Source organism: Pseudomonas salmasensis (assembly GCF_014268375.2).
Taxonomy (GTDB): Bacteria; Pseudomonadota; Gammaproteobacteria; order Pseudomonadales; family Pseudomonadaceae; genus Aquipseudomonas; species Aquipseudomonas salmasensis.
In genome coordinates this window covers 1,701,234-1,724,212 of the sequence record NZ_CP077083.1, presented here as the reverse complement: position 1 = coordinate 1,724,212, position 22,979 = coordinate 1,701,234, and the positions used below count along the sequence as shown (strand labels likewise).

Below are 22,979 nucleotides of genomic sequence, written 5' to 3'. Positions count from 1 at the left end.
CCCGCGAACGGAGAATAAGAAATGACCTCGATGTGGCGCACCAGTGGTTGGGTCCTTTTAGGGAGTGCGCTGATCCTGGCGTTGTCCTTGGGCGTACGGCATGGCTTTGGCCTGTTCCTGGCGCCGATGAGCAGCGAATTCGGTTGGGGGCGTGAAACCTTTGCCTTTGCCATCGCTTTGCAGAACCTGATCTGGGGCTTGGCGCAGCCATTTACCGGGGCCTTGGCCGACCGTTTCGGCGCGACCAAGGCGGTGTTTGTCGGCGGGGTGTTGTACGCCGTTGGCCTGGTGCTGATGGGCATGTCCGACTCCGCGTGGTCGCTGTCATTGAGCGCAGGCTTGCTGATTGGCATTGGCCTGTCCGGCACCTCGTTCTCGGTGATTCTCGGCGTGGTCGGCCGCGCCGTTGCACCCGAAAAACGCAGTATGGCCATGGGCATTGCGAGTGCGGCGGGGTCGTTCGGCCAGTTCGCCATGGTTCCCGGCACCCTCGGTTTGATTGGTTGGCTGGGCTGGTCGGCAGCGCTGCTGGCGCTGGGCTTGATGGTGGCGCTGATCCTGCCGCTGGTCGCCATGCTCAAGGACCGGCCGCTGTCGGTCACAGTGGGCCAGCAAACCCTGGGTGAGGCGCTCAAAGAAGCCTGTTCTCACTCCGGCTTCTGGTTGCTGTCCTTCGGCTTTTTTGTCTGCGGTTTCCAAGTGGTGTTCATCGGTGTGCACTTGCCGGCGTACCTGGTCGACCAGCACCTGCCGGCCACGGTTGGCACCACGGTGCTGGCGTTGATTGGCCTGTTCAACGTATTTGGCACCTACACGGCGGGTTGGCTCGGTGGGCGCATGTCCAAGCCGCGCCTGCTCACCGGCTTGTACCTGTTGCGGGCGGTGGTGATCGTGTTGTTCCTGTGGGCGCCGGTCACCGAAGTCACGGCGTATCTGTTTGGCATGGCGATGGGCTTTTTGTGGTTGTCCACCGTGCCGCTGACCAACGGCACCGTCGCGACCCTGTTTGGTGTGCGCAACCTCTCGATGCTGGGCGGGATTGTGTTCCTGTTCCACCAGCTTGGCTCGTTCCTCGGCGGGTGGCTGGGCGGGGTGGTCTATGATCGAACCGGTAGCTACGATTTGATCTGGCAGGTGGCAATTTTGCTCAGCCTGCTCGCCGCCGCGCTGAATTGGCCGGTGCGTGAGCGGCCGGTGGCACGTATTCAGGCGCAGATGGAGGCAGCATGAGCATGACAGCGCGTCTTATGCTGTTGGCGGTGGGGATGGTGTTGTTGCTGCTGGCCTGGTGGGGCTGGCAGCGGGGCGGCCTGGCGTTGATGCAACTGGGCATGGCGATCTGTTAAGTTGTGGGCCTGAACCGACTCAAGGACTTTTGACATGCAGATGCGCTGGCTCGCTGTACCCGTCCTGATAGCTATTGGCAGCGTGGCGATGGCCGCCAGTTGCCCACCGTTGCTGGAGGGCCAACTGCCCAAGCTGCGGGCCAAGGAATCCATCGATTTGTGCCAGCAATTCGCTGGCAAACCTTTGGTGATCGTCAACACGGCGAGCTTCTGCGGCTTTGCCCCGCAGTTCAAAGGGCTGGAAGCGTTATATCAGCGCTACAAGGGCGAAGGCCTGGAAGTGATCGGCGTGCCGTCCGATGACTTCAAGCAGGAAGCCAAAACCGGTGAGGAAACCGCCAAGGTCTGCTACGTGAATTATGGCGTGACCTTCACCATGACCGAGCCGCAGAAGGTGAAGGGGCCGGATGCTGTGCACCTGTTCAAGGTGCTTGCACAGCAGGCCGACGCGGCGCCCAGGTGGAACTTCTACAAGTATGTGGTGGATCGCCAAGGCAATGTGGTTGCCAGTTTTTCCAGCCTGACCAAGCCGGACAGTCCGGAGCTGATCAAGGCGGTGGAGCAGGCGATAGCGTCAAAACCCTGATTGACGAGCACTGAAAAGCCCCGCCTCCTTCACAGGAGAGCGGGGCTTTTTTACACCTGTCTAAATTAGAAGGTGTAGGTCATGCCCAGGCCGAAACCGTTTGCACTGTTTTCGTACTTGGCACGGTAGCTGGCTGTTGAAGGCGCAGCGGCGGTTTGGTTGATCTTCACATCCTCTTCTTTGAGGTACGAGTAGGCCAAGTCGATCGTCATGTTATCCATGACTTTGTAACCCAGGCCCACGCTGAAGATCGTGCGGTCACCAGTCGGAATGCGTGGCGAACGGTCGGTGTTGTTTGTCGGTGACTGGTCGAAGGTCAGGCCGGTGCGCAGCACCACCTGCTTGGTCAACTGATACGACGTACCTACAGCGTAGGCCCAGGTGTCATGCCAGTTTTGTTCTTCGGTGATGGAGCCTAGCTGACTAGGTGCGAGCAAGCCGCCTGCGGCTGTTACACCGTCGTTGTTTACGGTGATCTCTTTAAGACGGCTCCAGCGCGTCCAGGTTGCACCACCGTAGAGTTTCCAGGCATCTGTCAAATCCTGAGTGACCGACAGATCGTAGGACTCTGGGGTGTCGATTTTCAGCGAAGCGTCGTAACGGTTGTTACGCAGGAAGGGCTGAGTGGCGGCCGGGCCGCTGACGGTCGTGTGTCCTTCCAGCTTGTATTTGACCTTGGAGTGGTAGGTCAGGCCAACGCGGGTGGTATCGGTTGCCTGAACCAATACGCCGATATTGAAGCCCAAGGCGGTATCGTCGCCCTTGATTTTAACATTGGTATCGGAAACCGCCGGGTTCAGGGTCTTCTCCGATTCCAGTACGCCGGCAATACGGTTGAAGGTCGGGCCAAAACCGACGGAAACGCGGTCGTTGAACGCGTAGCTGACCGTCGGTTGGAAGGTGATGACCTTCACTTCGCTCTTGCTGCCAAAGCCAGAGGCCTGTGCGCCTTTTTCGTAGTCAGTTACCAGCCCGAACGGAGCATAGACACCGAAGCCGACGGCCCACTGATCGTTGAGTTTGTTGGTATAAAAACCAAATGGCACGGCGGTGAAAGGAACCATGTCACCTTTGTTGGTGCCGCGAGAGTTGCCCCCGGTGTTGCTGATATCGGTGGATGCATCAATGGCTGCAACGCCACCAGTGATCTGTTGGCCTTCCAGGCGTGCCATACCAGCAGGGTTACCGAACACAGTGCTCGCATCATCGGCAGAAGAAGAGCGACCTGCGAAACCGGTACCCATCCCGCTCACGCTCTGTTCGTTGAGGGCAAAGCCGCTGGCGAACAGTTGGGAGGATGCCATGGCAACGGCGAGGCTAAGTGTGGTCTTGAGCATTACTTTTTTCATTATTAGAACTCCGTGTGATCACCGCTGCGGAAAGTATCAATAAATTTCAGATCGCGCTATAGGCTGTAATGCTGGAGATAGAGCGGTTTTGTAGGACAATCCGACCAAAATCGCTGTTTTTTGGCGAATCTTGCAATTTGCCCGGTCAGCAAGCTGCCTGTTTCATTGGGATTACACAGGTTTGCCAGGCGTGGGTGAAATCTCGCAGGCGGCCCTGGGGGTGGAATATTTCTTTCCAGATACGCGCCATGGCCAGTACATCGCCGGGCGCGGGCAGGGCGGGACGATGTTGTTCCACCAGCAACCAGGCGATCGCCGTGGCGTAGCGCAGGTTTACCGTCAACTCCAACTGGGGCGCGCTGAGGAACGCATGTTGGCTGGCCAGCCCGCGCACCAGGCTGGCGCGTTCCGGGTCCAGCGCCAGGTAATCATCCCAGAGGGCGCGGTGGCGGGGTTCGGTGATGCTGTACAGGCCATGGCCGCGCCGGTCATGCAGCGCCGAGCCCAGTTCGGACTGGCTGGCGGCAATGCCCAGCAGCAGGGATTCGGCTGTCGAGCTGTGACGGCCGAGGTACATCAGCGTTGGCCGGATCACATAACGACACAATTCACTGGCGGCAATACCCATACGAGCCTCAGTCCATGCAAAGAGTGGACGAGCCTGAGAAGGGGAGCTTGGCAGCGGTGAATCGGATCTCAGGCCCGTCGTAAGCGGATCATGCCGCTTGAGTTGAAGTGTAGTGTCATATTCACGATGTAAAGGACTGTTTTTAAAACATCTTCTGCAACCGGTTATAACGTTTATATCGATTTGTACTTAGCCCGCAGGATTTGGCGCCGAATTCCAGGCAATAAAAAACCCTGTTATTCAAACAGGGTTTTTTTAAGGTTTCAGCGACGCGGGTCGATCAGGCAGTCAGTGCCTGACGGGTACGATCGATCACGGCCTGCAGCGGTTCTGCGCTGGAGTATTGATCGGGATACAGGCGTTCGCTGTGACGAGCGATGCCGTGTTCGTTGACCAGGGTGAAGCTGAAGCAGCCTTTGCGAGCGGCCATGATCAGGCAGTTCATTGGGGCAAAAGCGTTGGTGAGGGTGCGAATGGCATCCTGAGTGTGGATTTGAGCGTTCATATTATTGGTGTTCCTACAAATGACACGGATAAGAACCGTGCAACGTTAAAACGTTCCAGTAACGCTGATCACCATTGATCAAACGAAGAACCCGACTGGAACAAAGCAGCCAGTTTGAAGCGCTATTAAATTAGGCGCGCTTGGGCTGGCAGGTAGGTACTTAGGAGGGCAGGCAACACAACAGGGGCAAAGGTTCTGGGCCCGGGGTGAAGATCCTGATCAATTTGCAGGTTGGTTCGGTCAGAGTATTGGAACTTCGCGCCACCCTTTGCTTGTTCAAAGGCAGTGTCGTCGCAAGGAATACCTGGAAACCATCGAGGTGGTCGATCCCATGTGGTTCAGGGGACGTGTTCGACCAGAATTGACTTTCAGCTTGGTACTAACGCCGCGGATAGTAACGGATTGAAACAGGGAAGGGAAGGCCGATTGCAAAAAAACTTCGATCAGCCGCCGAGCAACTCGCGATAGGCCAGCACGGTCATGGAGGCGGCCAGGGCGCACCCCAGGCCGTAGGCGGCGAGCGTCAGTCGCAAGGACTGGCCAGTCTCGATCATGCGGATCACATCGCCCATGTCGTTGATTCTGCCATCACTGAGTTCGATGCACAGGATCACAGCGGTAAAGGCGGCCGATAGCAGGATAGCAATAGCAAACAGTGCACCGTCCGGCGAGGGGAGCGCGGCATTGATCCCAAGCGAGGTCGCGCAGATGGCCAGCAGCAGCCCGGCGAATAACAGAATTCCTTTCATCGGCCCTACTGGTTTGCATTGTCGGTGGCGCAGTGTGGCGAGCCGAGGCCGATTTGAAAAGCCCTCGAGTTTGCCTGCTCAGTAACATGTTTAACCGATGTTGAATCAAAAAACGCCGTCGATATAACCAGCAGATCGGGACTTGTGCACATTCGTGGTCAAGGGTGTAACCCTGCTGTCACTGGTGTGCAAGTGCGCCCATTTGCCTGTAATCAAAATTTAAGTCAATGAAAAATCTCGCTTTTTTTTATTGGTGAAAAAATCGTCAGTTTGACTGCGGCCCCCGTTCCATGGGGCTTTGCGCGTGTTCCAGGGGGGTTGTCCACTGAGTTATCCACAGCTTCTGTGGATTGTCCCGAGCGCTTGCTCTAGGACGGGCGTGCACGGTTTTTTCAGCTTTACCTGTACGAAAAAAAGAGTAGAGTGGCGCGCCTTCCGTTCTGTCCCACAGTGCTTTATGAAGTTTCGCTCAGTATCACCGTCTGTTACCGACACGCCCCAAACTGTTACCGCACCCAAGCGTTTTTCCTTGAAGGTTGCTTTGTGGCTGCTCGACAGCCCGCGCCTGGGGCAGAGTACCAATATCAAGCATATCGCCGGCCGCTTGCTCAAGCAGCCTGCCCGCGAAGGCGTGGTGGCCGCTCAGAGCCGTCTTGGCCAATTGATGTGCCGCGAGTGCGGAAACGCCCGTGACCGTCGTATCGGCCACGATTTGTTGCGTTCGGCCGCTCGCGCCGGCGACCGTCGCGCCCAGCGCGAACTGGGCCAGGTCGAAGACTGAGCTGTCCTGCGGCCTTAGGCTTGGTTACCCTTGCTCTTTTTCGGTGATGGCAGAAATGGCTATGGTGTTTGACTGGACCAGTATCGCCTTGGGGCTTGTAGGCGCAGCCGTGCCGCTACTGGCGCTGTGCTGGCAACTCCAGCGGCGCCTGACCGCACGCACCACCGGCTGGGAGCTGCTGGAAGAGCGCCTGGCGACCGCACAACTGGCCCAGGAAGGGCTCGCCGCCCAACTGGACGCCAGCCGCGATGAGATCAGTGACCTGAGCCAGGCCAATGCCGCCAAGCAAGCCGACCTGGCGGCGCTGCGCCGTGAAGTCGAGCTGTTGCAGATCGACCGCGATAACGCTCGCGACGCCGCGCACGCCTGGAACCTCGACCGTAGCGCCAAGGAAACCGAACTGCGGCGCCTCGACGCTTTGGCCGCGGCCCTGAGCGCCGAATTGCGCGAGCAGCAAGAGAGTCATCAGCAACGCCTCACTGACCTGCAAGGTTCACGGGACGAGCTGCGTGCGCAATTTGCCGAGCTGGCGGGCAAGATCTTCGACGAGCGTGAGCAGCGCTTTGCCGAAACCAGCCAGGAACGCCTCGGTCAACTGCTCGACCCGCTCAAGGAACGTATCCAGTCCTTCGAGAAGCGTGTCGAAGAAAGCTATCAGAACGAAGCCCGTGAGCGCTTTTCCCTGGCCAAGGAGCTTGAGCGCCTGCAGCAATTGAACCTGCGCCTGTCGGACGAAGCCACCAACCTGACCCGCGCCCTCAAGGGCCAGAAAACCCAGGGCAACTGGGGCGAGCTGATTCTCGAGCGGGTGCTGGAGCACGCGGGCCTGGAGAAGGGCCGTGAATACCAGACCCAGGTCAGCCTCAAAGGCCCGGATGGCGAGCGTTTCCAGCCTGATGTGCTGATCATGTTGCCGGGCGACAAGCAGGTGGTGGTCGACTCCAAGGTCAGCTTGACTGCCTATCAGCAGTACGTCGCGGCGGATGACGAGGTGATTGGCCAGGCCGCCTTGAAGCAGCATGTGCTGTCCCTGCGCAATCATGTCAAAGGCTTGGCCGGCAAGGACTACAAGCGCCTGGAAGGTTTGCATAGCCTGGATTTCGTGCTGCTGTTCGTACCGATCGAGGCTGCCTTTTCTGCTGCATTGCAGGCCGAGCCCAACCTGTTCCAGGAAGCCTTCGACCGCCATATCGTGATCGTCAGCCCCACCACCTTGCTCGCCACCCTGAGGGTGATCGACAGCCTGTGGAAGCAGGAGCGCCAGAGCCAGAACGCACGGGAAATTGCCGAGCGTGCCGGTTGGCTATATGACAAGTTCGTGCTGTTTATCCAGGACCTGGACGAAGTGGGCAACCGGCTGCAACAGTTGGACAAGGCCTACAGCGCGGCACGCAACAAGCTGACGGATGGGCGTGGGAACCTGGTCAGCCGTACCGAGCAATTAAGGTTGCTCGGCGCCCGCGCCAGTAAGAGCTTGCCGGCAGATCTGCTGGAGCGGGCAATGACCGATTCGGACGGCGTGGCACATCTCCCGGAATAAACACGGACCTAAATTGTGGGAGCGGGCTTGCTCGCGAAGGCGGTGTTTCAGTGTTAGATGTGCTGACTGACGATACGCTTTCGCGAGCAAGCCCGCTCCCACACACAGATCGAGTTCAGCCCCGTCATAGGCACAACTCTGTGGCGCTCAACAGCAACCACGATGCGAAGCGAGCCGCTCTTGATCTGCTTTTGATCTTAGGCGCCCCGTTAAACCACGCTGGCCGGAATTCGACAGTGATTTGGGAGGTAAACCGGCAGGGATGCCGGTTTAGCCGCCCCGCGCCATGGATGGCGCGTGGCGGCGGCCTCCCAAATCACTGGCGAATTACGGGCACACCGAGCCTAAGCGAGGTGCCGAGTGGTGGGGCAAGAGCGTTAATGAGATGGTCAGCCCGGCACGGGAACCCCGGTAAATCTAGACTTACCGGGGTTCTCACTTACTTGAGGAGACCTCTCATGGACACCTTGGAACTGCTTGGCCTGGATATTGGAAAAAGCACTTTTCATCTCATCGGGCACAACGGCAAAGGCCATGAAGTACTACGCAAGAAATTCAATCGCAATCGCTTGCTTGAGTTCGCTGCAAAACTAAAGCCTTGCACCATCGTGATGGAGTCTTGCGGCGGTTCGCACTGGCTTGCCAGAAAACTTATATCTTTCGGGCATCAAGTGAAGTTGATCGCGCCGCAACATGTAAAACCTTACGTTACCGGCAATAAAAACGACTACATCGATGCTGCTGCCATCTGTGAAGCCGCGTCCCGCCCCAGAACGCGCTACGTCGCGATCAAGACAGTGGAGCAGCAAGTGCTTTCGACCCAGCACCGCCTTCGAGAGGCGCTGGTAGGTCATCGAACTCAAACCATAAATCGCATTCATGGGTTCTTGCTTGAGTTTGGAATTGCGTTGCCTGCGACAAAAGCGGCGATGAATCAGATTCACCAAATTCTGGACGATCCTGCCGCAGAGCTGCCTCAACAGCTGAAGTGCGATATTGAATATCTGCTGGAAGAGATCAAACGGCTCACCGGGGAAATAAAGGCAATTGACCGAAGTATCAAAGAGCAAGTGGCAGCTGATGATGCGGGAACACGCTTAATGAGCATCCCCGGCATCGGCCCGATCATCGCTAGCGCGCTGCTGGCCGACATCGGGGACGCTTCCAATTTTCATTCGGCTCGAGACTTTGCCGCTTCGCTAGGACTGGTGCCGAGGCAATACTCAACAGGCGACCAAACCGTCCTTTTGAACATCAGCAAACGTGGTGATAAGTATCTTCGAAAGCTTCTGGTCCAAGGTTCGCGGGCAGTGTTGGTGCGGATCGACAAACGCAACGATGCTCTTGGAAGGTGGTGCAGAGACCTCCTTGCACGAAAGCACCCAAACAAGGTTGCCTGCGCCTTAGCCAATAAATTGGCAAGAATCGTATGGGCCGTTTTAGCTCGTGGAGGCAGCTACAACGCGCAGTTGGTGACTTGAGCGAAACACTACCGGCTTTTGCGACGACAACGATGATGACGATAAACAGCTCAGATCCTGCTTGAAAACCTGGTAAGCAAAACAGCTTTCGAAGCTGAAGCGTTTTTCAAGGACAGGCGGGAGCGACTATTCATCAAGGGCCGAGCGGTGAAACTGCCAACTATGAGCCCGGATACATTAGCGCAAGCATGCTTTACCGCTCATCGCCTGTGGTTGCAGGAGGTGGGCTGACCATACATTTGCTTACTTTTGCGCTTTTCAAAAGTGAGCCGCCGTCAGGGCGGAACCCTAAGTGGCCATTACCTAAATAACGGATATGTACCCGGTCCAACTGTGTTGACTATTAGGCCGCCATCGCAGGCAAGCCAGCTCCCACATTTGGATCGCAGTGCCTCAGGGAGATAGGCACCGGCTGTCAGGCCGTTGCGGGAGCAAGCTCTCTCGCCACAGGTTCGGCGTCATACCGAACTTGTGTAGATACCTATGCCGTTACAGCGGCAAATGCCTGCTCAACAGCGCCCGCAACGCCGCCGGCTTCACCGGTTTGGCCAAGTAATCCAACCCCGCCCCATGCACCTCGGCCACCATCTCCGGTCGGCCATCGGCACTGATCACTACACCAGGAATCGGCTCGGCCAGTTGCGCACGCAGCCAGCCCATCAACTCGGTACCGGTTTCGCCATGGTCCAGGTGGTAATCCACCAGCGCCAGTTGCGGGCGGATACCCTCGGCCAGCAACGCCGCGCATTCGGCTTGGTTGGCGGCTGTCCAGACTTCACAGCCCCAGCGCGTGAGCAGACTGCGCATGCCGATCAGGATGCTGTCTTCGTTATCCACGCACAGCACCCGTGCGCCACTCAAGGGCAGGCCGGTTTCTGCCGGCGCCTTGGGTTGCACGCTGGCCTGGTTGCGGGCCAGCGGCACGCATACGCTGAAGACGCTGCCTTTACCCGGCCACGAGCGTACGCTCAGGCGATGGCCCAGTACGCGGCACAGGCCGTCGGCAATCGCCAGGCCCAGGCCCAGGCCCTTTTCGGCGCGGGTCTGGTGGCTGTCCAGGCGCTTGAACTCTTCGAAGATTACTTTCTGTTTATCCGGTGCAATGCCAGGGCCGCGATCCCAGACTTCCAGGCAGAGTTCGCCCTTGCGACGACGTACGCCCAGCAGCACCGGGCCGTCTGCATAACGGAAGGCATTGGTCAGAAAGTTCTGCAAAACTCGCCGTAAAAGTTTGATATCGCTGTCGACCCGCAAACGGCTGCCGCGCCAGCGGAAGCGCAAGTGTTGCTCCTGGGCCAGCGCTTTGAATTCTGCACCCAGGGTGTCGAACAGCTCGTTGAGGACAAAGGGCTGACGTTGTGGGTTGATCTTGCCGTTTTCCAGGCGCGAAATGTCCAGCAAATCGCTGATCAGGTCTTCGGCCGAGCGCAGTGAGCTATCCAGATGCTGCACCAACTGCCGTGCCTCGCCGGACAGGCCATCGGTCTGGTGGGAGAGGGCGGCGGAAAACAACCGCGCAGCGTTCAGCGGTTGCATCAGGTCATGGCTCACGGCCGCCAGGAACCGCGTCTTCGACTGGCTGGCGGATTCGGCCACGCCCTTGGCGTCGGTGAGGGCCACGTTCAGTTGCGACAGTTCATGGGTGCGCTCGGTCACCCGCTGCTCCAGGCCCTCATTGGCCTCGGTCAGCGCTTGTTCGGCTTCGCGGAACGCGGTGATGTCGGTGAAACTCATGACAAACCCGCCGCCGGGCATCGGGTTGCCGATCAACTCGATCACCCGGCCATTGGGGAACAGGCGCTCGGAAGTGTGCGCACGCCCCTGGCGCATCCAGTGCAGGCGACGCGCCACGTGCACTTGCGCTTCACCGGGGCCACACAGACCGCGCTCGGCGTTGTAGCGAATGATGTCTGCAATCGGCCGGCCGACGCTGATCAAGCCGTCCGGGTAGTTGAACAGTTCCAGGTAACGCCGGTTCCAGGCCACCAGCTTGAGCGACTGGTCCACCACGCTGATGCCCTGGGTGATGTTCTCGATGGCGCCTTGCAGCAGGGCGCGGTTGAACTGCAGCACTTCCGAGGCTTCGTCGGCGATACGGACCACGTCCTCCAGTTGCATTTCCCGCCCTTCAATCGCCGCTTTCACCACCGCCCGCGTCGAGGAGGCACCGAGTACGCCGGCCAGCAAGCGTTCGGTGTGGGCGATCCAGTCGTTATCGGCATTCTGGTTGGGGTTGAAGCCTTTGCCCTGGCGATAGGCGAAGCGAATAAAACTCTGCTGGGCCCGTTCTTCCCCGACGAAACGTGCCGCCAGGCTGAGCAGGTCGCTGATCTGCACCGACAGCATGGAACGCGCACTCGCGCGCTGGCTGATTTCCTGGCCGATAAAACGGCCTGCCTGCCAGTGCTCGGAAACCCGTGTGCGCGACAGCATCGACACCCACACGAAGAGGGTGAAGTTACCTGCCAGGGAGAACACGGTGCCCAGGGTCAGCGAGGTTACCGACAGCCCGAACGGGTGGGAGTGCATCCAGGTCAGGCCGGGGAAAAGGTTGAGCGACCAGCCCAGACTTTTCGCCGTCACTGGCAAGACCAGCGTGTAGAACCACAGGAAAGTACCGGCGGCCAAACCGGCAAACACCCCACGCCGGTTGGCCTGCTTCCAATACAGCGCGCCGAGCATCGCCGGGGCCAGTTGGGTCACAGCGGCAAAGGCGATCTGGCCGATGGTCGCCAGGCTGGCGGTGGAGCCCAGCAAGCGGTAGCTCACGTACGCCAGCAGCAGGATGATCACAATGCTCACCCGGCGTACCGACAGCATCCAGTGACGGAAGACTTCGAATGGCCGCTCGGCGCTGGATCGGCGCAACAGCCAGGGCAGCAGCATGTCGTTGGAAACCATGGTCGACAAGGCGATGCTCGCTACGATGACCATGCCAGTAGCCGCCGATGCACCGCCAATGAATGCCAGCACGGCGAGGGCAGGATGGGCCTCGGCCATTGGCAGGCTGATCACATAGGAGTCCGGCAGCACTGAGCTGGGCAACAGCATCTTGCCGCCCAGGGCGATGGGCACCACGAACAGTGCCGCGAGAATCAAATAAGCCGGGAACACCCACTTGGCCAGGCGCAAATCCTGGGGGTCGATGTTCTCCACCACCGTCACATGGAATTGTCGCGGAAGGCAGATGATCGCCATCATGGCGACGCCGGTCTGTACCACCATCGAAGGCCAGTTGATGGTCTCTTTCCAGTATTCCTCCAGGCGCGGGGCGAGCATGGCCTGGCTGAACAGATCGCCGAAACCGTCGTACAAGCCGTAGGTGACAAACGCACCGACGGCGAGAAAAGCGAACAGCTTGACCAGCGACTCAAAGGCAATCGCCAGCACCATGCCGCGGTGGTGTTCGGTGGCGTCGAGGTTGCGTGTACCGAACACGATGGTAAACAGCGCCAATACCAGCGACACAATCAAGGCCGTGTCCTGGGCGCGGGTTCCGGTGGTGTCGGGGCCGGCGCCGATCAGCAGGTTCACGCCCAGCACGATACCTTTGAGCTGCAGCGCGATATAGGGCAGCACGCCCACCAGGCAAATAAGTGCCACCACCACCGCCAGGGACTGGGACTTGCCGTAGCGGGCGGCGATAAAGTCGGCGATGGAGGTGATGTTTTCCTGCTTGCTGATCAGGATCATCTTCTGCAGCACCCAGGGGGCCAGCACCAGCAACAGCACGGGCCCCAGGTAGATCGGCAAGAATGCCCACAGTTGTTCGGCCGCTTGGCCCACGGCGCCGAAGAAGGTCCAACTGGTGCAGTACACCGCCAGCGACAGGCTATACACCCAGGCACGCACGCGCGGTGGCAGCGGCGCATGGCGGCGGTCACCGTAAAAGGCGATGGCAAACATAGTGGCCATATAGGCCAGGGCAACGGCGGCGATCAGCCCGCTGGACAGCGTCATGGTAACTCCGAGCATAAGAACACCTGGGCATTCCAGGCCCGGTTGGACAGTCTCGCATGATGCCTGGTGTTAGTCAGTGTCGACCAAGGTCGTGTGGGATCGAATGTCGCAGGCGGTGCTCAGCGTGGCGGCAGGGTTTTCTGGCGCAGGATGTAGATCGTCACCAGCACCGCACTGGTCAGCATAAAGCCCCGTGCCCACGGCAGCGGCACCAGGTAACAGGAAATCGAGATGCTCAACCACATCAAGCCAATGGCGTAGACCTTGCCTTTGAGCGGGATGCCATTGCCGTCCAGGTAGTCGCGCACCCAAGGCCCCAGGCGCGGGTGTTCCACCAGCCAGTGGTAGAAGCGCGGGGAGCTGCGAGCGAAGCAGGCGGCGGCGAGTAGCAGGAAGGGTGTGGTCGGCAACACCGGCAGGAAAATACCGATGACGCCCAGCGCTACGCTTAGCCAGCCGATGGCCAGCAGCGCGTAGCGCAGGAGCAGTGGACGGTTGCCCATGGGTGCCACGGGCAAGCGACTCAGTGGTGACGTGGCTTGAGGATCGCCGGTTTTTCGTCAGGCGCATTGCACAGCAGGTACAGCGCGGTGAGGGCTTCCGGGATCTGCACGATCATGTCGTCCATCAGGTTGGCGTCGGCGGCGATGTCGGAGAATTCTGCTTCCTCTTCGAACAGGCCCGAACCGACCATGATCGGCAGCAGCATTTCGCTGACTTCTTCTTCGGCGGTTTCGAACCAGGCGGCTTCGCGCAGGAACACGCCTTCCATAAAGCCGATGCACCAGCCACGCAGGTCGGAGTCATCCGGATCGTCGCCCAGGTCCAGCTCGCATGGCAGCTCGAACTCTTCGTCGGAGGCCAGTTGGCGGGCGATGTGGGCCTTGAGGGCGACCAGGGTGGCTTCGATTTCTGTGCGCTGGGCTTCGTCGCTGTAGTGAGGCTCTTCAGCGAACAGCGCGTCGATCCATTCACGGTCCGGGACGGGGTCGGAGCAGATCGACAGGGCGGTCAGGTAGCCGTGGGCGGCCACGTAGTCCAGCGCCTCGTCATGCAGCTCATCGGCGTCGAGGAAGGCTTGCAGGCGGGTTAGTTGCTCAGCGAAGGACATTGAAGGGCTACCTTGGGAATAAACGATGCTGAATTCTAGGCTTTCTTGAGCGCCCAGGCCAGCCGCACGGCATATTTGCCCGGTTTTAGCCTGGTGCGTCTATTCGTCAGTCGCGCCCTTTGGTGGATAACGCTCGGGTATACTGCCGCGTTTTGTGATGCCCCTGCAGGCCCAGCGCCAATCCGGGAAAACTTCGCTTACGGATTTTTTTTCGTGAACGCGGATTTTTTCGGCCAGCCTGTATAGAGGGATTTCGGCACCATTTTGGAGTTTTACATGCTCGAGCAGGCTCAACGCGTCCTCAAGGACATCTTCGGCTACGACAGTTTTCGTGGCCGCCAGGGTGCGATCATTGAGCGCGTGGCCAGTGGCGGCGATGCCCTGGTACTGATGCCTACCGGTGGCGGCAAGTCGCTGTGCTTCCAGGTGCCGGCGCTGTTGCGCAATGGCCTGGCCGTGGTGGTGTCGCCGCTGATTGCGCTGATGGACGATCAGGTCGCCACCCTTGAAGAACTCGGAGTCGCTGCCGCGTCGTTGAACTCCACCCTCAGCGCCGAGCAGCAGCGCGACCTGGCCGCCCGCATCAAGCGTGGCGAGGTGAAAATGCTTTACCTGGCGCCGGAGCGCCTGGTGCAGCCACGCATGCTGGCCTTTTTGCAGAGCCTTGAGATCGCCCTGTTTGCCATCGACGAAGCCCACTGTGTGTCGCAATGGGGTCACGATTTCCGCCGCGAATACTTGCAGCTTGGCCAATTGGCAGAACTGTTTCCCGATGTGCCGCGCATTGCGCTGACCGCCACCGCCGACAAGCGGACCCGCGAAGAGATCGTCGAGCGCCTGCATTTGCAGAACGCCGAGCGCTTCCTGTCGAGTTTTGACCGGCCCAATATTTTCTACCGCATCGTGCCCAAGGAGCAGCCGCGCAAGCAGTTGCTGGCGTTTCTGTCCGAACGGCGCAGTGATGCGGGCATCGTGTACTGCCTGTCGCGCAAGAAAGTCGACGAGGTCGCTGCGTTCCTCTGTGAGCAAGGCTACCCGGCGCTGCCTTACCACGCCGGCCTGCCCAATGAAACGCGATCAGCGCACCAAAAACGCTTCCTGAACGAGGAAGGCCTGATCATGGTGGCGACCATTGCCTTTGGCATGGGTATCGACAAATCCAACGTGCGTTTCGTGGCGCACATGGACCTGCCCAAGTCCCTCGAGGCCTATTACCAGGAAACCGGGCGTGCTGGCCGTGATGGCCTGCCGGCGGATGCCTGGATGGTGTACGGCCTGCAAGACGTGGTGATGCTCAAGCAGATGCTGCAGAACTCCGAAGGCGACGAGCGTCACAAGCGCCTGGAGCAGCACAAGCTCGACGCCATGCTCTCGTTGTGCGAAGAGACCCGCTGCCGCCGCCAGACCCTGCTGGCGTATTTCGACGAAGACATGCCTGAGCCCTGCGGCCACTGCGATAACTGCATCGACGGCGTGCAAACCTGGGACGCCACCGAACCGGCGCGCCAGGCGTTGTCGACGATTTATCGCACCGGCCAGCGCTATGGCGTGGGCCATCTGGTGGATGTTCTGCTGGGCAAGGACAACGAAAAAATCCGCAGCTTCGGCCACGAGAAACTCTCGGTGTACGGTGTCGGCAAGGCCCGCGCTGAAGGTGAGTGGCGTTCGCTGTTTCGCCAGATGGTTGCCCGTGGTCTGGTCGACATCGATATCGAGGGCTACGGCGGGCTGCGCCTGAATGACAGTTGCCGGCCGTTGCTCAAGGGCGAAGTAAGCCTGGAACTGCGCCGCGACCTCAAGCCGCAGACCACCGCCAAGAGCAGCAGCACCAGCCAGGCCAGCCAACTGGTGCGGGGCGAGGAGCGCGAACAATGGGAAGCCTTGCGCACCCTGCGGCGCAAACTGGCGCAGGAGCACAGCGTGCCACCCTACGTTATCTTCCCCGACTCCACCTTGCTGGAGATGCTCCGCGAGCAGCCCACCACCATGGCCGAGATGGCCCGGGTCAGCGGTGTGGGCGCGCGCAAACTGGAGCGCTACGGCCAGGCCTTCCTGGAAGTGCTCGGCGGCCAGGCCGAAGCGCCGAAGGAAATCGCTGATATTCGCCACGAACTGATCAGCCTGGCCCGTGCCGGCATGACCCCGATCCAGATCGCCGGCCAGCTGCAATGCTCGGAAAAAAACGTGTACACCTTGCTCGCCGAAGCCATCGGCAAGCAGCAATTGTCCCTGGAGCAGGCCCTGGATTTGCCAGAGGATTTGCTCGGTGAAATCCAGGACGCCTTTCTCGATGGGGAAGGCGAATTGCCAGCTGTGACGGAGATTGCGCCGTTGTTTACCGGGCGTGTTCCGGAAGGCGTTTTGTACTGCGTGCGTGCCGCTTTGCAGTCGGAATTCGAAATTTAGTGTGGCAATTACGACAATGTAACGAATCAGTACATAGCGGGCCTTGCCTACGGGCAGGGCTCATGCTTAGCTGACTAATAATTAGCCATACTTTATTTTCAGTCTTAAACACGAGTTTTTTATGCCGTTAACCGATCAACACCGTTTTGGCATGCAGTTGGCGCAAATGTCCCGGGGTTGGCGCGCCGAACTGGACCGCCGCCTGGCGGGGCTGGGCTTGTCCCAGGCGCGCTGGTTAGTGCTGCTGCACCTGGCCCGTTTTGCCGAAGCACCCACCCAGCGTGAATTGGCCCAAAGTGTCGGCGTGGAAGGGCCAACCTTGGCCCGCCTGCTCGACAGCCTCGAAGGCCAGGGCCTGGTACAACGCCAAGCCGTGGTGGAAGACCGGCGCGCCAAGCGCATCCTGCTGTGCGATACCGCCCAACCGCTGATCGACCAGATCGAAACCATTGCCACGGCATTGCGCCATGAGTTGTTCGTGGGTGTGAATGAGGAAGACCTGCGGGTGTGCATGCGGGTGCATGAGCACATCCTGGCGAACCTGGAAAAGTCCTGATCTGCAGCATGTAGGAGCGAGCTTGCTCGCGAAGAACGTCAACGATAACGCGGGCTTCCTGAATAAACGCAGCGTCTGTGGATTTTTCGCGAGCAAGCTCGCTCCTACAAAAGTCCTTGGCAATCCTTTCCTAGAACGTCTGGCCCAGGTTCAAGTACACCGCTTTCTGATTATCATCATTGAACCCATAGCTGAAATTCAGCGGCCCCAATGGCGTATCAAACCCCAGGAAAATACTCGCGGCGTTGATATAGCCGCTGTCGAACTCGTTATCGTTGTTCCACGCCCGGCCCCGTTCCAGGGATGCACCCAAGTACAACGGGAAGTCCAGCGGCAGGTAAGAACGCGGGGTGAGCCTGCGGTAGTACACCGCGCGCATCAGGCTGATGTTCTGCCCCGAAATCGCATCCTGGCGAAAGCCCGACAATTGCCGTGCGCCCCCCAGCAGGAAGCTGGAAATCACTACGTCCGAATCATCCAGGGTGCGCCCATAGCGGCCGCCCAGTATCAGGGTGTCCGGGCCGTGGCTCATGGCCTTGTCCAGCTTGAACTCCCATTGGCGGTAGCGCTGGTCCGAGCCCAGGCCGGGTTCGAATTCGCGGAACGCCAGGCCGATGTCTTCGCCGCTGTGGGGGAAGTACACGTTGTCCAGGGAATCGAAGGAGTATTTGAGTTCATAGAAGCCTTCGCTGAAGCTCACGCTCGGCAGGTCGCGGTCGCCAATGCGCACGTCCGCCTTGCCCCAGGCTTCGCCCACGCCAAAGCGGATCTCGCCGCTGTTGCCGATCTGTCGGCCCACGTTCAAACCGAAGCCATAGCGTTCCAGGCGGTATTCGGAGATGGGGTCGTTATCCAGGATCAGCTCGACGTTCTGCGCCTCGGCCCTGATGTAGGGGGCCACGAAGTAGCGTGAGCCGGTGTCCATGGGTTGGTAGAACTCGCTGTACAGCTCCTGCCGATCACCGATCTGCACCCGCGTGAGCCATTCCGCTCCGAGGCGGTTGATGCCGTTCACGCGGTAACTGGCGCCGAGGTTGAAGGCGCTGTCGCCGCGCATGTCGTCCGAGAGGTTCAAGCCCAGGCGCAGGTAGTCGGTGCCGCTGCGCTTGCCGCGTGCGCTGATTACCAGGGTGTTGTCCTGACCTTTTTTCACCACGCGGTATTGCACCTGCTCGAAGTAATCCAGGCCGTACAGGGTGCCCATGTCTGATTGCAGGCGGCCCAGGTTCAGCGGTTCTCCCAGCCCCTGGCGGATGTAGTAGCGGATAACGTCGTCGCTGACCTTGGAGTCGTTCTCCACCTGGATCGCGGTGATCACCGGGGTGCGCTCGCCCGGCGTGCGCGCGGCCACCAGGTCAGCGTCGATGGGTTCGGCAGGGCGCAGGTGTGCCAGGCGTACGTCGAGGGCACGGGTGGCGCGGTAACCGGCTTCGATCATGTCCTTGGCGCGGCCGAAGTCGGTGACGCCATAAGCGGCCAGCGGTGGTTGGATCAACACGTCCTTGGGGTACAGGGCCTTGAGTTGCTCCTCGGAGTTGCGCCGGGTCATCAGGGTGATGGACTGGTTGAGCACATCCACCACGGTGGCCAGTTGTTTGCGCGAACGCAGCGGGGTGCCGATGTCGACCACAATCGCGATGTCGACGCCCATCTCCCGCGCCACGTCCAACGGGATGTTGTCAGTCATGCCGCCGTCCACCAGCAGGCGGCCATCCAGCTCCACCGGGGCGAACACCGCAGGGATCGACATGCTGGCGCGGATCACCTGGGGCAGGTGGCCTTTGCTGAACACCACTTTTTCGCCGGTGGTGATGTCGGTGGCCACGGCGCGGAAAGGGATCGGCAGCTTGTCGAAGTTACGCGTGTTGCTGCTGTGGGCGAACATGCTCTCCAGCAACAGTGCCAGGTTCTGACCCTGGATCACGCCCAGCGGCAGGCCGAGGCTGCCATCGTCGCGGAAACTGAGTTTTTGTTTGACCAGGAAATCCCGGTCATCCTGTTTGCGCCGAAACGGTACATCTTCACGCGGTGGCGCATCCGACAGGGCCTGCTGCCAATCGATACCCAGCGCCAACTTCTCCAACTCGTCGATCTTGTAGCCCGACGCGTACAACCCGCCAATTACCGCGCCCATACTGGTGCCGGCAATCGCATCGATATGAATACCTTGCTCCTCAAGCGCCTTGAGCACGCCGATATGCGCCAGGCCACGGGCGGCGCCGCCGGACAGCACCAGGCCGATTTTTGGGCGAGGGGCTTCTACCGCGTCGGCAAGTAGGGGGACAAGGCACAGGAACAGGCAAGACAACAGGCGGCGCATCATCAATCTCGTGGCTGGGCGACAAAGGCCGCTATTATAGCCACCCGATTCGCTGAGCCTGTTACGCCAGGAGCCGCTTAATGATGTCTGCATGCAAACCCGAGATCGTTATCACCTATTGCACCCAGTGCCAGTGGTTGCTGCGCGCCGCGTGGCTGGCCCAGGAGTTGCTCAGCACCTTTGCCGATGACCTGGGGCGCGTGGCGCTGGAACCGGCCACCGGCGGCGCGTTTCGCATCACCTGTGATGGCGTGCAGATTTGGGAGCGCAAGGCCGATGGCGGTTTTCCCGAGGCCAAGATGCTCAAGCAGCGAGTGCGCGACCAGATCGATCCCAACCGCGACCTGGGCCATAACGAGCGTACGCAATGAGGGTCACCGCCACTGAGATGCGGTGACCCCTATCGCTATTTGGCCGCGAGCTTTTGCTTGATAAAGCCGACGGCCCAGGTCAACACCAACCCCCCGACGCCTCCGCCGACAATATTGCTGCCGATCGCGGCCACATCCAGCGCTTCGCCGCTGGTGGTGCCCGTGAGTGCGGCGACAATCTGGCCCAACACCAGGCCGCCGACTCCGCCGAGAAAGGTATTGAGCCCCGTCCCCAGGCTCTGTTTGGTCATGCCGGCGATGTTGCCACCGACGGCACCGCTGATGGTCTGGACCAGCAAGCTGATGAGCATTTCCATGATGAAGCTCCTGCATCGCATTGAGGGATGACCACTCGCTTGCAGCAACTTCAGAAAACACCATGGCTGTCGTCGAGGAGTCTTTATCCGTTGAACGACTACAGACTGTTGCGGACGTTTAAAGTATAGATCAGGCCGTGGCTGCCGGCTGCTTGGCCTGGCTGACGCTGCCCATCAGGCCCGAAAGCACAATGGCAACGATGATCAAGGCGCCGCCCAGCAACATGCGCAGGGTCGGGGTTTCGGCAAACAGCAGCCAGGCCACGGTGATGCCGTAGACCGGCTCCATGGCAAACACCACCGACGCGGTACGCGCCTTGATCACCGCGAGGCTGGCGACAAACAGGCTGTGGGCCAAGCCGGTACAAAACACCCCCAGCAGCCCGATCCACAGCCAATCTATCCCACGCACATCCGCCAGCCCCGGCGCGGCCACGGGCAGCAGGAGCGCGGCGACCACGACGTTCTGGCACAGCGCGGCCTGTACCGCAGGAATGCGCCCGGAACTGGCGCGATTGTTCAGCGACAACAACGAGAACAACAGGCCCGAGGCGATGCCCCATAGCAGGCCGCCCGTGGCTTCGCTGGCGAGATTGAAATCCGGGGTCACCAGCACCAGGCCAACGCTAACCAGCACCACCAGCAGCACTTCGTTGGCCCGAATACGCTCGCGGAAAATCAGCCCCTCAAGGATCACCGTAAAGGCCGGAAACGCGGTGAACCCCAAGGTCGCCACAGCCACGCCGGCGACCTTGACGGCAATAAAGAACGTCACCCAATGGGCGGCCAACAACACACCGCTGACCAGCAGCCGGCGCCAGTCGCGCATCTCCAGCCGCTTCCACGGAGCATTGCTGGCAAAGCGCGCGAATACCGCCAGCGCCAGCACGGCAAACGCCGCCCGGCCAAATACGATGATGGCGGGGGAGGCCGCCGCCAGCTTGCCGAATACGCCAGTGAGGCCAAACATCAATGCGCCGATATGCAGGGCGCCAAGGGCTGAGCGGGGAGTCATTGCGATCCTTGATCCAACAGGGGGTGACAGCCTCGCAGTCTAGAGGGTTGGCGGGTGGGCGTCTGTCGCGGACGGGGTGATTTTTAGCGCAAGACTCTTGCTAGCCCGCCCGACGCAACGCCCCGGGCGAGGCGCCAAAGGCCCGTAGCATCGCCGCGCAAAATGCGCTTTGTGAGGCGTAGCCGACGCGCTCGGCAATCTCGCCGATGGGCAGGGAGGTTTCGCGTAACAGCCTGAGCGCCATGTGCAGGCGGCGACTGCGTAGATAGTCCATCGGCGTCTGCCCGCATTCCGCCATAAACCGCGCATGCAGGCGCGGCACGGACAAATCGGCGATCCGCGCCAGGTCGGCCACCTGCAGCGGGTGCGCCGCATGGCGCTCGATATGGGCATTGAACGCCGCGTAAGGCAGGCGCCGGCCCGGCAGCGGTTGGGCCAGGGGATGGTTGAGGGTGGCCAGTAACAGCACAGCGCCTTGCTGGACGATCAGTGGGTCGTGCACCGGGCTTTGTGCCAGCCACTGCACCAGTTGGTGTTGCCGGGCATCCAGCGCCAGGCGCGCGGGTTGGTCGAGCAAGCGGCGGCTGGCATCGGCATGTTCGCCCAAGGATTGCACCATCCAGTTTTCAGTCGGTACATCCAGCACCAGGCAGCGGCTGCCATCGCGGCTGATGCAGGCATGATGGGTGGAGAAGGGCAGCACCATCACGCTGCTTTCGCGCACCTGGCTGCCACGGCCATCCACTTCCAGGTCCAGGTGCCCGGACAGGCCGAACACCAACTGCGCATGGTCATGGCTGTGGGCAATGGGCGCTTCAAGGTAGTGGCGTAGCGTGAGGGTCGGGCTCATCGCGGTCTCCAGGGCGGCAAGCCGTCAGTCTACAACGCTTGGCGGGCAACGGGCGCTGTCATCAGACTGACGCACGCTTGTCATGGGCTATTAATCGCCAGGGCGCAAGCTCGCCAAAACAGCGTCGAGGGATGCCCATGACCCGTGCCGAGTTCACCAAGCCCAGCCGCAAGCAACGGGTGCGAACCCTGTGGATTTCCGACGTGCACTTGGGCACTCGGGATTGCCAGGCCGAACACCTGTCGCACTTTCTCAAGGGCTACCACGCCGACAAGGTCTACCTGGTCGGTGACATCATCGACGGTTGGAAAATGCGTGGTGGCATGTATTGGCCTCAAGCCCATACCAACGTGATTCGGCGTCTGCTGACCATGGCCAAGCGTGGCACCGAGGTCATCTACGTCACCGGCAACCATGACGAGTTCCTGCGTCGCTATTCCAAGCTGATCCTGGGCAATATCCAGTTGGTGGATGAAGCCGTGCACGTCACCGCCGATGGCCGCCACTTGCTGGTGATTCATGGCGACCAGTTTGATGTGATCACGCGCTATCACCGCTGGCTCGCCTTCCTCGGCGATTCGGCCTACGAATTCACCCTGACGCTGAACCGCTGGCTGAACCACTGGCGTGCGCGGTATGGCTACGGCTACTGGTCGTTGTCGGCGTACCTGAAACACAAGGTCAAGACAGCGGTGAGTTTTATCAGCGATTTCGAAGAGGCGATTGCCCACGAGGTGACCAAGCGCGAATTGCACGGCGTGGTGTGCGGGCATATTCACCATGCCGAGATTCGCAAGGTGGGCGAGGTGGATTACCTCAACTGCGGGGATTGGGTGGAGTCGTGCACGGCCTTGATCGAGCACTGGGATGGGCATATCGAGTTGTATCGGTTGGCGGATGCGCAGGCCAGGGAAGCCCAACTCAAGGCTGAGCTGGTCACTGGCTAAAAACCAGCTCGATTGAATGGCCTTAAGGCTTTTGTAGGAGCGAGCTTGCTCGCGAAAAACTCGCAGGCGCCGCGTTTATTCAGGATGCACGCGTCATCGTTGAGGTTCTTCGCGAGCAAGCTCGCTCCTACAGAGGGCGTGGGGCAACCGCCACATAAAAA

20 protein-coding genes are annotated in these 22,979 nt (G+C 60.1%); 9 read left to right on the top strand and 11 right to left on the bottom strand.

Annotation, left to right across the window (positions count from 1 at the left end; translation table 11 throughout):
• The first annotated feature begins 21 nt into the window (after nucleotides 1–21).
• Nucleotides 22–1,230 (top strand): MFS transporter, encoded by a 1,209-nt coding sequence (locus tag HU731_RS07480; RefSeq protein WP_437180729.1) that lies wholly within the window; start codon nucleotides 22–24, stop codon nucleotides 1,228–1,230.
• A 150-nt stretch (nucleotides 1,231–1,380) separates the two neighbouring features.
• A complete protein-coding gene (locus HU731_RS07475; protein ID WP_186606996.1) occupies nucleotides 1,381–1,932 on the top strand; it encodes a glutathione peroxidase in 552 nt (183 codons plus the stop codon).
• Between the two features lie 65 nt (nucleotides 1,933–1,997).
• Here HU731_RS07475 and HU731_RS07470 read toward each other — a convergent pair whose 3' ends face one another.
• The 4 genes from HU731_RS07470 to HU731_RS07455 form a co-directional block, all read right to left on the bottom strand.
• A complete protein-coding gene (locus HU731_RS07470; protein WP_186606997.1) occupies nucleotides 1,998–3,281 on the bottom strand; it encodes an OmpP1/FadL family transporter in 1,284 nt (427 codons plus the stop codon).
• Nucleotides 3,282–3,426: 145 nt separating this feature from the next.
• The gene (locus tag HU731_RS07465; RefSeq protein ID WP_186606998.1) at nucleotides 3,427–3,909 is read right to left on the bottom strand and encodes a hypothetical protein; all 483 of its coding nucleotides are present in this window, start codon (nucleotides 3,907–3,909) and stop codon (nucleotides 3,427–3,429) included.
• 280 nt (nucleotides 3,910–4,189) lie between these two features.
• Entirely contained in the window at nucleotides 4,190–4,414 is a 225-nt protein-coding gene (locus tag HU731_RS07460) for a hypothetical protein (RefSeq protein WP_003193022.1), read from the bottom strand.
• 443 nt (nucleotides 4,415–4,857) lie between these two features.
• Nucleotides 4,858–5,163: a hypothetical protein gene (locus HU731_RS07455; protein ID WP_186606999.1), complete on the bottom strand. Its 306-nt coding sequence runs from the start codon at nucleotides 5,161–5,163 to the stop codon at nucleotides 4,858–4,860.
• 457 nt (nucleotides 5,164–5,620) lie between these two features.
• Here HU731_RS07455 and HU731_RS07450 point away from each other — a divergent pair, with 457 nt between their 5' ends.
• From HU731_RS07450 to HU731_RS07440, 3 genes are all read left to right on the top strand, one after another.
• Nucleotides 5,621–5,944, top strand: a complete 324-nt coding sequence (locus HU731_RS07450; RefSeq protein WP_161905523.1) for an SEL1-like repeat protein — start codon at nucleotides 5,621–5,623, stop codon at nucleotides 5,942–5,944.
• Nucleotides 5,945–6,119: 175 nt separating this feature from the next.
• Nucleotides 6,120–7,484, top strand: a complete 1,365-nt coding sequence (locus HU731_RS07445; RefSeq protein WP_169918249.1) for a DNA recombination protein RmuC — start codon at nucleotides 6,120–6,122, stop codon at nucleotides 7,482–7,484.
• A gap of 458 nt (nucleotides 7,485–7,942) precedes the next feature.
• Complete coding sequence (locus tag HU731_RS07440; protein WP_186609620.1) at nucleotides 7,943–8,965, top strand: IS110 family RNA-guided transposase; 1,023 nt, start codon at nucleotides 7,943–7,945, stop codon at nucleotides 8,963–8,965.
• A 489-nt stretch (nucleotides 8,966–9,454) separates the two neighbouring features.
• Here the strand turns inward: HU731_RS07440 and HU731_RS07435 are convergent, their stop codons facing one another.
• The 3 genes from HU731_RS07435 to HU731_RS07425 all read right to left on the bottom strand — a co-directional run bounded on the left by HU731_RS07435 (nucleotide 9,455) and on the right by HU731_RS07425 (nucleotide 14,036).
• On the bottom strand, nucleotides 9,455–12,925 hold the full coding sequence (locus tag HU731_RS07435) for a hybrid sensor histidine kinase/response regulator (protein WP_186606866.1): 3,471 nt from the start codon (nucleotides 12,923–12,925) through the stop codon (nucleotides 9,455–9,457).
• A 119-nt stretch (nucleotides 12,926–13,044) separates the two neighbouring features.
• A complete protein-coding gene (locus tag HU731_RS07430) occupies nucleotides 13,045–13,428 on the bottom strand; it encodes a YbaN family protein (protein WP_019818414.1) in 384 nt (127 codons plus the stop codon).
• A gap of 20 nt (nucleotides 13,429–13,448) precedes the next feature.
• Nucleotides 13,449–14,036 carry a UPF0149 family protein gene (locus HU731_RS07425; protein WP_186606865.1) on the bottom strand — a complete coding sequence of 196 codons (588 nt, stop codon included), beginning with the start codon at nucleotides 14,034–14,036 and terminating at the stop codon, nucleotides 13,449–13,451.
• Between the two features lie 276 nt (nucleotides 14,037–14,312).
• Between HU731_RS07425 and recQ the strand changes: the two genes are divergently transcribed.
• Together recQ and HU731_RS07415 are read left to right on the top strand one after the other, a co-directional pair.
• The gene (gene recQ, locus HU731_RS07420; protein WP_014719373.1) at nucleotides 14,313–16,442 is read left to right on the top strand and encodes a DNA helicase RecQ; all 2,130 of its coding nucleotides are present in this window, start codon (nucleotides 14,313–14,315) and stop codon (nucleotides 16,440–16,442) included.
• 121 nt (nucleotides 16,443–16,563) lie between these two features.
• The gene (locus tag HU731_RS07415; protein ID WP_043049659.1) at nucleotides 16,564–16,998 is read left to right on the top strand and encodes a MarR family transcriptional regulator; all 435 of its coding nucleotides are present in this window, start codon (nucleotides 16,564–16,566) and stop codon (nucleotides 16,996–16,998) included.
• Between the two features lie 130 nt (nucleotides 16,999–17,128).
• On the opposite strand, the gene HU731_RS07410 is transcribed toward HU731_RS07415, so the two are convergent.
• Complete coding sequence (locus tag HU731_RS07410) at nucleotides 17,129–19,318, bottom strand: patatin-like phospholipase family protein (protein ID WP_186606864.1); 2,190 nt, start codon at nucleotides 19,316–19,318, stop codon at nucleotides 17,129–17,131.
• 83 nt (nucleotides 19,319–19,401) lie between these two features.
• On the opposite strand from HU731_RS07410, the gene HU731_RS07405 reads away from it, so the two are divergent.
• Complete coding sequence (locus tag HU731_RS07405; protein ID WP_186606863.1) at nucleotides 19,402–19,689, top strand: Rdx family protein; 288 nt, start codon at nucleotides 19,402–19,404, stop codon at nucleotides 19,687–19,689.
• Nucleotides 19,690–19,724: 35 nt separating this feature from the next.
• On the opposite strand, the gene HU731_RS07400 is transcribed toward HU731_RS07405, so the two are convergent.
• The 3 genes from HU731_RS07400 to HU731_RS07390 all read right to left on the bottom strand — a co-directional run bounded on the left by HU731_RS07400 (nucleotide 19,725) and on the right by HU731_RS07390 (nucleotide 21,871).
• The gene (locus HU731_RS07400) at nucleotides 19,725–20,006 is read right to left on the bottom strand and encodes a hypothetical protein (protein ID WP_186606862.1); all 282 of its coding nucleotides are present in this window, start codon (nucleotides 20,004–20,006) and stop codon (nucleotides 19,725–19,727) included.
• A gap of 130 nt (nucleotides 20,007–20,136) precedes the next feature.
• On the bottom strand, nucleotides 20,137–21,021 hold the full coding sequence (locus tag HU731_RS07395) for a DMT family transporter (RefSeq protein WP_186606861.1): 885 nt from the start codon (nucleotides 21,019–21,021) through the stop codon (nucleotides 20,137–20,139).
• A 100-nt stretch (nucleotides 21,022–21,121) separates the two neighbouring features.
• Nucleotides 21,122–21,871 carry a helix-turn-helix transcriptional regulator gene (locus HU731_RS07390; RefSeq protein WP_186606860.1) on the bottom strand — a complete coding sequence of 250 codons (750 nt, stop codon included), beginning with the start codon at nucleotides 21,869–21,871 and terminating at the stop codon, nucleotides 21,122–21,124.
• Between the two features lie 137 nt (nucleotides 21,872–22,008).
• On the opposite strand from HU731_RS07390, the gene HU731_RS07385 reads away from it, so the two are divergent.
• The gene (locus HU731_RS07385) at nucleotides 22,009–22,818 is read left to right on the top strand and encodes a UDP-2,3-diacylglucosamine diphosphatase (RefSeq protein ID WP_073527120.1); all 810 of its coding nucleotides are present in this window, start codon (nucleotides 22,009–22,011) and stop codon (nucleotides 22,816–22,818) included.
• Nucleotides 22,819–22,979 lie beyond the last annotated feature (161 nt).

Coding starts and splice junctions, on each gene's coding strand:
- HU731_RS07465 (WP_186606998.1), bottom strand. CDS start 3,909: ATGGGTATTGCCGCCAGTGAATTGTGTCGTTATGTGATCCGGCCAACG.
- HU731_RS07475 (WP_186606996.1), top strand. CDS start 1,381: ATGCAGATGCGCTGGCTCGCTGTACCCGTCCTGATAGCTATTGGCAGC.
- HU731_RS07430 (WP_019818414.1), bottom strand. CDS start 13,428: ATGGGCAACCGTCCACTGCTCCTGCGCTACGCGCTGCTGGCCATCGGC.
- HU731_RS07480 (WP_437180729.1), top strand. CDS start 22: ATGACCTCGATGTGGCGCACCAGTGGTTGGGTCCTTTTAGGGAGTGCG.
- HU731_RS07450 (WP_161905523.1), top strand. CDS start 5,621: ATGAAGTTTCGCTCAGTATCACCGTCTGTTACCGACACGCCCCAAACT.
- HU731_RS07410 (WP_186606864.1), bottom strand. CDS start 19,318: ATGCGCCGCCTGTTGTCTTGCCTGTTCCTGTGCCTTGTCCCCCTACTT.
- HU731_RS07470 (WP_186606997.1), bottom strand. CDS start 3,281: ATGAAAAAAGTAATGCTCAAGACCACACTTAGCCTCGCCGTTGCCATG.
- recQ (WP_014719373.1), top strand. CDS start 14,313: ATGCTCGAGCAGGCTCAACGCGTCCTCAAGGACATCTTCGGCTACGAC.
- HU731_RS07415 (WP_043049659.1), top strand. CDS start 16,564: ATGCCGTTAACCGATCAACACCGTTTTGGCATGCAGTTGGCGCAAATG.
- HU731_RS07405 (WP_186606863.1), top strand. CDS start 19,402: ATGTCTGCATGCAAACCCGAGATCGTTATCACCTATTGCACCCAGTGC.
- HU731_RS07385 (WP_073527120.1), top strand. CDS start 22,009: ATGACCCGTGCCGAGTTCACCAAGCCCAGCCGCAAGCAACGGGTGCGA.
- HU731_RS07425 (WP_186606865.1), bottom strand. CDS start 14,036: ATGTCCTTCGCTGAGCAACTAACCCGCCTGCAAGCCTTCCTCGACGCC.
- HU731_RS07390 (WP_186606860.1), bottom strand. CDS start 21,871: ATGAGCCCGACCCTCACGCTACGCCACTACCTTGAAGCGCCCATTGCC.
- HU731_RS07395 (WP_186606861.1), bottom strand. CDS start 21,021: ATGACTCCCCGCTCAGCCCTTGGCGCCCTGCATATCGGCGCATTGATG.
- HU731_RS07460 (WP_003193022.1), bottom strand. CDS start 4,414: ATGAACGCTCAAATCCACACTCAGGATGCCATTCGCACCCTCACCAAC.
- HU731_RS07455 (WP_186606999.1), bottom strand. CDS start 5,163: ATGAAAGGAATTCTGTTATTCGCCGGGCTGCTGCTGGCCATCTGCGCG.
- HU731_RS07440 (WP_186609620.1), top strand. CDS start 7,943: ATGGACACCTTGGAACTGCTTGGCCTGGATATTGGAAAAAGCACTTTT.
- HU731_RS07435 (WP_186606866.1), bottom strand. CDS start 12,925: ATGACGCTGTCCAGCGGGCTGATCGCCGCCGTTGCCCTGGCCTATATG.
- HU731_RS07400 (WP_186606862.1), bottom strand. CDS start 20,006: ATGGAAATGCTCATCAGCTTGCTGGTCCAGACCATCAGCGGTGCCGTC.